Annotated in this window: 4 protein-coding genes; all 4 read left to right on the top strand. The window is 56.5% G+C overall.

Annotation, left to right across the window (positions count from 1 at the left end; translation table 11 throughout):
• On the top strand, positions 1–1,180 hold a 1,180-nt coding region (locus B7R93_RS07025), incomplete at its 5' end, for a tellurite resistance TerB family protein (RefSeq protein WP_198598613.1).
• A complete protein-coding gene (locus tag B7R93_RS07020; RefSeq protein ID WP_103020107.1) occupies positions 1,177–2,502 on the top strand; it encodes an ATP-binding protein in 1,326 nt (441 codons plus the stop codon). The genes B7R93_RS07025 and B7R93_RS07020, both read left to right, overlap by 4 nt.
• Positions 2,503–2,555: 53 nt before the next feature.
• Entirely contained in the window at positions 2,556–4,778 is a 2,223-nt protein-coding gene (locus tag B7R93_RS07015) for a DEAD/DEAH box helicase (RefSeq protein WP_198598612.1), read from the top strand.
• A gap of 660 nt (positions 4,779–5,438) precedes the next feature.
• Positions 5,439–5,651, top strand: coding sequence for a hypothetical protein (locus tag B7R93_RS15490; protein ID WP_232798140.1), 213 nt, complete (start codon positions 5,439–5,441; stop codon positions 5,649–5,651).
• Positions 5,652–5,661 lie beyond the last annotated feature (10 nt).

Below are 5,661 nucleotides of genomic sequence, written 5' to 3'. Positions count from 1 at the left end.
CTTAGCCGTACCTAGCCGGTCAACTGGTCCAAAAATTCGGGCACATATCCTCATTCGTGAGCGGGCAGGAGATAAGGCGAATCAATTTGTCCAGCAGATTGAAGACTGGATGGGAGACAAAGACCGTGCGGTCATTGCGAGTGAGACACTTCTTGAACACTGGCCGTCTAAGAATGAGGACTACTTGACAAAAACCGAGGCGGAGGCGCTTTCGGGATTCCTCGCAGGGTTCGGGTTTGGGGTCGAGCCCGACATTCGGTACACACGGAATCCGTCGAAGCGCGATCATCTCACGATTTTCCGCATGGAGGGCGATGGAGAAGAACCGGGCGAGACGTTCGAATCGGCTCGACTTCTCGTACATCTCGCTGCTGCTGTCGCAGGAGCTGACGATGAGATTGCTCCGGGAGAAGAAGTGCAAATCGAGCGTCACCTCGAGGAGGCTCTCGATCTGAGTGAAGGTGAACAGGCCCGATTGAGAGCACACTTGGCGCGACTGCTCAAACATCCTCCGTCAATGCGAGGCGTCCGGCGACGGGCTGAGGAGCTTTCTGATGAGCAGCGACGGTCTCTTGCGACATTTCTGCTTACCGTGGCCGGTGCTGACGGCTACCTGGATGGAGAGGAAATCAGCATCTTGGAGAAGATCTATGACATCCTCGAACTGGATGCGGATCAGGTGCATCAAGACCTCCACAGTCTCTCAGCTCGAGAGCCGGGCGATATGGATGACGGGCCGGTTACGGTGATCGAAGGAGAGGAGCAGGAGACGTACCGTGTCCCCGACGAAGAAGAGCCCACTTCTTCTGAAGAAGATCCCTCTCAGAACGACGCCGGTGGGGTCAATCTCGATCTCGAACGGGTATCGGAGGTGCAGGACGAAACCCAGGACGTGGCTCGTGTTCTCGACGATGTGTTTTCTGATGGAGAAGACGAGGCGCCTGCGTTCTCAGTTGATGGATTGACGGAGGCGCACGAGTCCCTTCTTATGGACTTGCAGGAGAAAGAAAAGTGGGAGCGGACCAAGTTCGAAGAACTGGCGGAGGATCACGGCCTGATTCCCGGATTTGCCATTGAACAGATTAACGACAGTGCCTTCGAAGTTGCCGACGAACCGCTTCTCGAAGGTGAGGACCCCATAGAGCTCAATTCTTACGCACTCGACGCGCTGCAATCATGAGTTCTCGAATTCGGTCGCGGGACCGGGATGCCATTCTTCAGTCGCTCAAAGCCGGGGTCGTTCCTCGCCGGGGCCTTCAACATATCCAGGTTGGCCGGTCTGAAGAGGTGAAGGCGCTGATGCGAGATGTGGACCGTATCAAGGACGGAGGCTCGGCTGTTCGATTCATTATCGGGGAATACGGGTCGGGAAAGACGTTTCTACTCCAGCTGGTACGATCGGCCGCTCTCGAAAAGGGACTGGTAACCATGCATGCAGATCTTGCCCCGGACCGGCGTTTGCACAGCTCACAGGGGCAGGCACGGACACTGTACGCCGAACTCGCGCGGAATTTGGCTACCCGTTCGAAGCCCGAAGGGGGCGCGATGACGAGCGTAATCGAGCGGTTCGTGGGATCGGCGCGACAGCAAGCAAATCAGCGGGATGTTGACACGCAATCGGTTATCGATGATCGCCTCGACAACTTGACGGAGATGGTTGGGGGTTTTGCGTTTGCTCAGGTTATCTCCGCGTACTGGGAAGGATACCGCGACGGCGATGAAGAGAAAAAGGCCAATGCCATTCGGTGGCTTCGGGGCGAGTACACGACCAAGACCGATGCCCGAAAAGACCTCGGTACCCGTCAATACATCGACGATGACAGCGTCTACGACTATCTGAAGCTGTTTGCTCTGTTCGTGAAACAGGCCGGGTACGATGGGCTCGTCGTCGCGATGGATGAGATGGTGAACCTCTACCAAATCACGCACGGTACCGCTCGGAAGAATAATTACGAGCAGGTGCTTCGCATCGTCAATGATTGTTTGCAGGGGACTGTCGAACATCTCGGGTTTCTCTTTGGGGGAACCCCGGAGTTTCTAACCGACAGCCGTCGAGGGCTCTACAGCTACGAGGCGCTTCGGTCGCGCCTTCAGGAAAATACTTTTGCCAACGAAGAGTACCGAGACCTTACAGGACCGGTGATCCGTCTCGCTAGCCTTTCGCCGGAAGAACTCTACGTTCTGCTTCAGAATCTTCGCCACGTCCATGCCGGAGGGGAAGAAGACAATTATTTGGTTTCCGACGAGGCATTAGAGGCGTTCATGGAGCACTGTGCGGAGCAGATTGGGGAGCAGTACTTCAAGACTCCCCGACAGACGGTGAAGAAGTTCGTCCAGTTTCTCTCGATCCTGGATCAGAACCCTGGGCTCGATTGGCGTGAGGTGGTTGGGGATGTTGATATCGAGCCGGAGAAGGACGCCGAACTGGAGCCTGTAGACGACGATTCCAGAGATCAGGACGACGAGGGCGGAGAGGAAGAGTTGACCTCGTTTGAGCTCTAAGAATATGCTTCTTTCCGTTGCCCAGAAGAACGGTCGATTGACGAATGGCCGACGTGCCCTCACGTACTTCTTCTACATCTTCTGCCTACGATCGCTTCCAGCCCGGCGTTCAGCGATGGATTCGGAGAAAGGAGTGGGGAGAACTGCATGGCATTCAGGAGCGAGCGGCTGGACCGATTCTCCAGGGAGATCGGGATGTTGTGATTGCCGCAGCAACAGCCGGAGGAAAGACGGAGGCTGCGTTTCTGCCCATTGCCAGCCGAGTTGCCGAAGAGTGGGAAGAGGAAGACGTTGGGGGATTGAGCGTCCTTTACGTGAGTCCGCTGAAGGCCCTGATCAACGATCAGTTTGATCGTCTCCGTGATCTCTTTGAGCCGCTTCACGTCCCGGTCTTCCGGTGGCATGGGGACGTGAGTAGCAGTCGAAAGAAGCGGGCCCGACAGGAGGGGGGACTGCTACTGATTACACCGGAATCCTTGGAAGCGCAGTTTATCCGGCGTGGGTATGCGATGTCGGAGTTTCTAGCCCCTCTTCGGTACGTGGTGATTGACGAGCTGCACGCGTTCATTGGGGGAGAACGCGGTCGCCAGCTTCAGTCTCTCCTGCACCGCGTTGATCTTTCTGCTCGCCGGCGCATTCCCAGAATCGCACTTTCAGCGACGCTTGGGGACATGGAGAAGGCGAGTGCATTCCTGCGTCCTGGAAAGGGAGAAAACGCGAAGCACATCAGTGACGAGGGCGAGACGCAGACCGTCAAGCTTCAAGTCCGCGGGTACGAACACGACTCCGCTGAATCTGCTCCGGAGGGGGAAGCAGAAGAAAACGAAGACGAGGAGCCGGAGCGGCCGCAGGTGAGTGGAGATCTGGTTGACATTGCGGGGAATCTGTTCGATACGCTACGCGGAGGGCGCCACATCACGTTCGCCAATCGGCGTCAAACGGTTGAGACGACCGCTGATTTGCTACGGCGTCGGTGTGACAAGGCAGGCGTGCCGAATGAGTTTTTGCCTCATCATGGAAGTTTGAGTCGAGACCTCCGAGACCAGGCCGAGCAACGGCTTCGGAATGGGAACCGGCCTACCACGATTGTAGCCACGACGACCCTGGAGCTCGGGATAGATGTCGGAAATGTGGAGTCCATTGCCCAGGTCGGACCTCCACCCTCGGTGGCGAGCATGCGTCAACGTCTTGGGCGGTCTGGGCGGCGTGGCGATCCAGCGGTGTTACGGGTGTACGTGCGGGAAGCAAAGCTCGATTCAGAGAGCCCACCGACCGATAAGCTTCGGATTGGGCTGGTGCGAACGATTGCGATGGTTCGTCTACTGGCGGAGGGATGGAATGAGCCGCCCGTGACAGGTGCTCTACACCTGTCTACGCTCGTTCAGCAGATCCTTTCGATGATTGCTCAACGCGGAGGACTCGACGCTCAGCAGGGATACGACGTGCTGTGCAAACGGGGACCGTTCCGAACAGTCTCTTCGGATCAGTTTGCGACGCTACTGCGAGATCTTGGGGCCGCCAATCTCATCACACAGACCCATGACGGGACGCTCGTTCTCGATCTCGACGGAGAACAGCTCGTCAATCACTACGAGTTCTACGCCGCCTTCTCGACGCCGGACGAATACCGGTTGGTGACAGGGGGATCGGGAATCGGCTCTCTTCCCATCGTGGCGCCCCTGTATGAAGGACGGTACCTCATCTTTGGAGGGAAGCGATGGAAAGTCATCGATGTTGATCAAGAGAAGCAGGTTGTAGAGCTGGTGCCATCAGAGGGGGGGCGGGCCCCGCTCTTTGGGGGAATGGGCGCCATGGTTCACGGGAAGATCCGACGGGAGATGCGGCGGGTTTACGAGGCCGATGACGAGCCTCGATTCGTTGATCCGACGGGGCATGAGTTGCTGGACGAGGGACGCCGGAGTTTTCGAGAGATGGGATTAAACGAGAAGTCCTTTGTGCAAGAGGGCACGAATGCGGTGTGGTTTCCCTGGATTGGAGATCGGGCACTCAACACGATGGAGCTCGCATTGCAGCGGGAGGGGTTTGATGTGGAGACGCAGGATGTACTCCTTCGAGCGAATGATGCCACTGTGACCGAACTCAGAGATGAGATTCAGCGGCTACGAGATGCAGGGCTTGGCGACCCGAGAGCCCTTGCGAGTCACGCGCAGAACAAACGACTTGAGAAGCATCACGCGTATCTGAGTGATAAGCTCCTGGCGGCCGACTATGCTGCTCAATACCTCGATTGTGATGTAGAGCGTTTTTTGAATTGACCCCTAGAGGGACTGATAACCTCACGTTCCCACATGCTTTCCCCAAATCCTCGTCCAATGCAAAGTATTAGTCGGATCAGTCTGTTTGTGACTGTCCTGGCTTTCGGTTTGCAAGTGGTATTTTTCCCTTGCTCGGCGAATGGACAATCGACGACGTACGAGCGCGGGGAAACGGTAAGGGTCCCCGCTCCGATTGGGTTTTCTGACTCGAAGTTGGGTGTTGGGAAGCCTATCGGGGGATCTTCTTTCAGCACAACCGAGGTCGTTCCAAACGGAGGGAAAATCACATCCGTTGGCGAAGATGCATATGAGGCGACACTGCGACTCCAGCGATCCCAGTTTCAGCTCAATGCGACCGCGAGTGCTCTGGGGTTGGCCAGTGCACAGTGGAAAGATGCCTCTCAATATCGGTACGCTCACCTCCAGGTAAGACACATCTCCGAGGTCAGGCGACTCGAAACCAGTTCACCGCCTCCACGATCGTCGCAGGCGGATTACTTCATTTCGGCAGTGTATTACGGCTGGTCTCTAGACGTGATGATTCGAGGCCGCTCTAAAACATTCACGCGTGAAGTTGCGGCTCGTCTTGATGAGGTGGTTCAGGGGGGAGTCGGTGGAAGTTTTGAGCAGGTGACGCAAAGCAATGAGTTAACATCCGAGGTGAAGCTCCGAGGTTTAGAGGCGAAGAGCGAGACCCCGACCGTTGCCCTTTCTCCACAGGAGGTACAGCAGCAGTTTCAGGTTGGAGAGCCGCAGCCCATCCTCGTTGAGTATACATTCTTGCGGGAAACGAAGACAAAGCCAATCGAGTGGGAAAGTCGGGCTATTGGCCCCGGATATGTGCCCGAATTTTTGGACCAGTTGACCGGCTAGGTACGGCTAA

Source organism: Salinibacter altiplanensis (genome assembly GCF_002894645.1).
In the GTDB taxonomy this organism is placed as follows: domain Bacteria; phylum Bacteroidota; class Rhodothermia; order Rhodothermales; family Salinibacteraceae; genus Salinibacter; species Salinibacter altiplanensis.
The sequence above is the reverse complement of the archived record's forward strand: the minus strand, read 5'-3'. Positions and strand labels throughout refer to the sequence as shown.

Excerpts from the sequence above, each read along its gene's own strand:
- B7R93_RS07020 (WP_103020107.1), top strand. The coding sequence starts at position 1,177 with ATGAGTTCTCGAATTCGGTCGCGGGACCGGGATGCCATTCTTCAGTCG.